The organism is Novosphingobium sp. CF614, from assembly GCF_900113255.1.
In the GTDB taxonomy this organism is placed as follows: domain Bacteria; phylum Pseudomonadota; class Alphaproteobacteria; order Sphingomonadales; family Sphingomonadaceae; genus Novosphingobium.
Genome location: NZ_FOOR01000046.1, coordinates 2,501 through 5,755 on the forward strand (window position 1 = coordinate 2,501; position 3,255 = coordinate 5,755).

1 tRNA gene and 2 rRNA genes are annotated in these 3,255 nt (G+C 54.6%); all 3 read left to right on the top strand.

Going from position 1 to position 3,255, the window contains the following annotated elements:
* Positions 1 to 23 precede the first annotated feature (23 nt).
* The 3 genes from BM052_RS19060 to BM052_RS19070 all read left to right on the top strand — a co-directional run bounded on the left by BM052_RS19060 (position 24) and on the right by BM052_RS19070 (position 3,255).
* Positions 24 to 2,832 (top strand): 23S ribosomal RNA (locus tag BM052_RS19060).
* Positions 2,833 to 2,952: 120 nt separating this feature from the next.
* A 5S ribosomal RNA gene (rrf, locus tag BM052_RS19065) occupies positions 2,953 to 3,067 on the top strand.
* A gap of 111 nt (positions 3,068 to 3,178) precedes the next feature.
* Positions 3,179 to 3,255 (top strand) — tRNA-Met (locus BM052_RS19070).

The window sequence follows — 3,255 nt, forward strand, 5'->3', positions numbered from 1 at the left end:
CTGTCGTTGATGGTGTGGATTCTCAAGCGTGAGGTAAGAGCATTTGGTGGATGCCTTGGCATGTACAGGCGATGAAGGACGTGGCACGCTGCGATAAGCGTCGGGGAGTTGTGAGCAAACTTTGATCCGGCGATTTCCGAATGGGGAAACCCACCTTCACCATTTCTCTCGATGCCCGATTGAACAGGCAACTGTGTGATCGGATATTGAGTGAGGTGGATAAGGTATCACCGAGCTGAATATATAGGCTTGGTGAAGCGAACCCGGGGAACTGAAACATCTAAGTACCCGGAGGAAAAGACATCAACCGAGATTCCGTTAGTAGTGGCGAGCGAACGCGGACCAGGCCAGTGCTTCATTTTCAACTAGCAGAACACTTTGGAAAGAGTGGCCATAGCGGGTGACAGCCCCGTATGCGAAAGTGATGAATGGAGCCTCGAGTAGGGCGGGACACGTGAAATCCTGTCTGAACATGGGGGGACCACCCTCCAAGCCTAAATACTCGTACATGACCGATAGCGAACACAGTACCGTGAGGGAAAGGTGAAAAGCACCCCGATGAGGGGAGTGAAACAGTACCTGAAACCGAATGCTTACAAGCAGTTGGAGCCTCTTTAGGGGGTGACAGCGTACCTCTTGCATAATGGGTCAGTGACTTAATGTACCATGCGAGCTTAAGCCGTTAGGTGTAGGCGCAGCGAAAGCGAGTCTGAACAGGGCGCTGGAGTATGGTGTATTAGACCCGAAACCCGGCGATCTAGGCATGACCAGGCTGAAGGTGCGGTAACACGCACTGGAGGGCCGAACCGTTGAATGTTGAAAAATTCTCGGATGAGTTGTGTTTAGGGGTGAAAGGCCAATCAAGCCGGGAAATAGCTGGTTCTCCGCGAAATCTATTGAGGTAGAGCGTCGGATGATTGCCGTTGGGGGTAGAGCACTGGATGGATGCGGGGGTCGCGAGATCTACCAATTCTAACCAAACTCCGAATACCAACGAGTCTAGTCCGGCAGACAGACGGCGGGTGCTAAGGTCCGTCGTCAAAAGGGAAACAGCCCTAACCTACAGCTAAGGTCCCCAAGTCATCACTAAGTGGGAAAGCATGTGGGATTTCCAAAACAACCAGGAGGTTGGCTTAGAAGCAGCCATCCTTTAAAGAAAGCGTAACAGCTCACTGGTCTAAATAAGAGATCCTGCGGCGAAAATGTAACGGGGCTAAAGTGATGCACCGAAGCTTAGGGTGTGATCCTCGGATCACGCGGTAGCGGAGCGTTCCGTAGGCCGATGAAGCGGGAGGGTAACCGACCGTGGAGGTATCGGAAGTGCGAATGCTGACATGAGTAGCGACAAAGAGGGTGAGATGCCCTCTCGCCGAAAGACCAAGGGTTCCTGCTTAAAGCTAATCTGAGCAGGGTGAGCCGGCCCCTAAGACGAGCCCGAAGGGGGTAGTCGATGGGAACCACGTTAATATTCGTGGGCCTGGTGGTGTGTGACGGATCGCGTATGTTGTCTCTCCTTATTGGATTGGAGGGGCTTCGAAGCGGTTCCAGGAAATAGCCCCACCGTATAGACCGTACCCGAAACCGACACAGGTGGTCAGGTAGAGTATACCAAGGCGCTTGAGAGAAGTATCCTGAAGGAACTCGGCAAATTGCCTCCGTACCTTCGGAAGAAGGAGGCCCCGTCATTGGGCAACCAGTGGCGGGGGGCACAGGCCAGGGGGTAGCGACTGTTTAGCAAAAACACAGGACTCTGCTAAGTCGGCTTCAAGACGACGTATAGGGTCTGACGCCTGCCCGGTGCCGGAAGGTTAAGAGGAGGAGTGCAAGCTCCGAATTGAAGCCCCGGTAAACGGCGGCCGTAACTATAACGGTCCTAAGGTAGCGAAATTCCTTGTCGGGTAAGTTCCGACCTGCACGAATGGCGTAACGACTTCCCCACTGTCTCCAGGATATGCTCAGCGAAATTGAATTCTCCGTGAAGATGCGGAGTACCCGCGGTTAGACGGAAAGACCCCGTGCACCTTTACTGCAGCTTCAGAGTGGCATTAGGATAGAATTGTGTAGCATAGGTGGGAGGCTTTGAAGCACCGGCGCCAGCTGGTGTGGAGCCATAGGTGAAATACCACCCTGTTATGTTCTGATGTCTAACCCAGCACCGTTATCCGGTGCGGGGACCCTCTGTGGCGGGTAGTTTGACTGGGGCGGTCGCCTCCTAAAGAGTAACGGAGGCGCGCGATGGTAGGCTCAGGCCGGTTGGAAACCGGCTGCAAGAGTGCAATGGCATAAGCCTGCCTGACTGCGAGACTGACGAGTCGAGCAGAGACGAAAGTCGGTCATAGTGATCCGGTGGTCCCTCGTGGAAGGGCCATCGCTCAACGGATAAAAGGTACGCCGGGGATAACAGGCTGATGATTCCCAAGAGCTCATATCGACGGAATCGTTTGGCACCTCGATGTCGGCTCATCACATCCTGGGGCTGGAGCAGGTCCCAAGGGTTTGGCTGTTCGCCAATTAAAGTGGTACGTGAGCTGGGTTCAGAACGTCGCGAGACAGTTTGGTCCCTATCTGCCGTGGGCGTCGATACTTGAGAGGAGTTGTCCCTAGTACGAGAGGACCGGGATGAACATGCCTCTGGTGTACCTGTCGTGGCGCCAGCCGCGCAGCAGGGTAGCTATGCATGGACGGGATAACCGCTGAAAGCATCTAAGCGGGAAGCCTCCCTCAAGATTAGGTATCTTCGAGTCGTGATAGACCATCACGTTGATAGGCCGGGTGTGGAAGTGCGGTAACGCATGGAGCTAACCGGTCCTAATAACTCTGTTCATGCTTGATGAATCCCACCATCAATGACAGCCCTGCGAAACCCGCAAGGCCCGTCGGTGGACGATAAAGCCAGCCAGATACACAAAGACTTGCACGGATATCGATTAACGAAACGCGCCAGCTCCATTGCTTGGTGACCATAGCGTCAGTGACCCACCCGATCCCATCTCGAACTCGGCCGTGAAACCTGACAGCGCCAATGGTACTTACGCTCAAGCGTCGGAAGAGTAGGACGTCGCCAGGCATTGAAGCCGGCGCGCTTCGTAAAAAAACCCATTCTCAATGTTCAAGGCCAAGCGGCCTTCAAAGGGCCCTCAACCGGGCCCTTTTCGCGTCCGCTAGGCAACATTGGTGACGCGGGGTGGAGCAGCCCGGTAGCTCGTCAGGCTCATAACCTGAAGGTCGCAGGTTCAAATCCTGCCCCCGCAACCA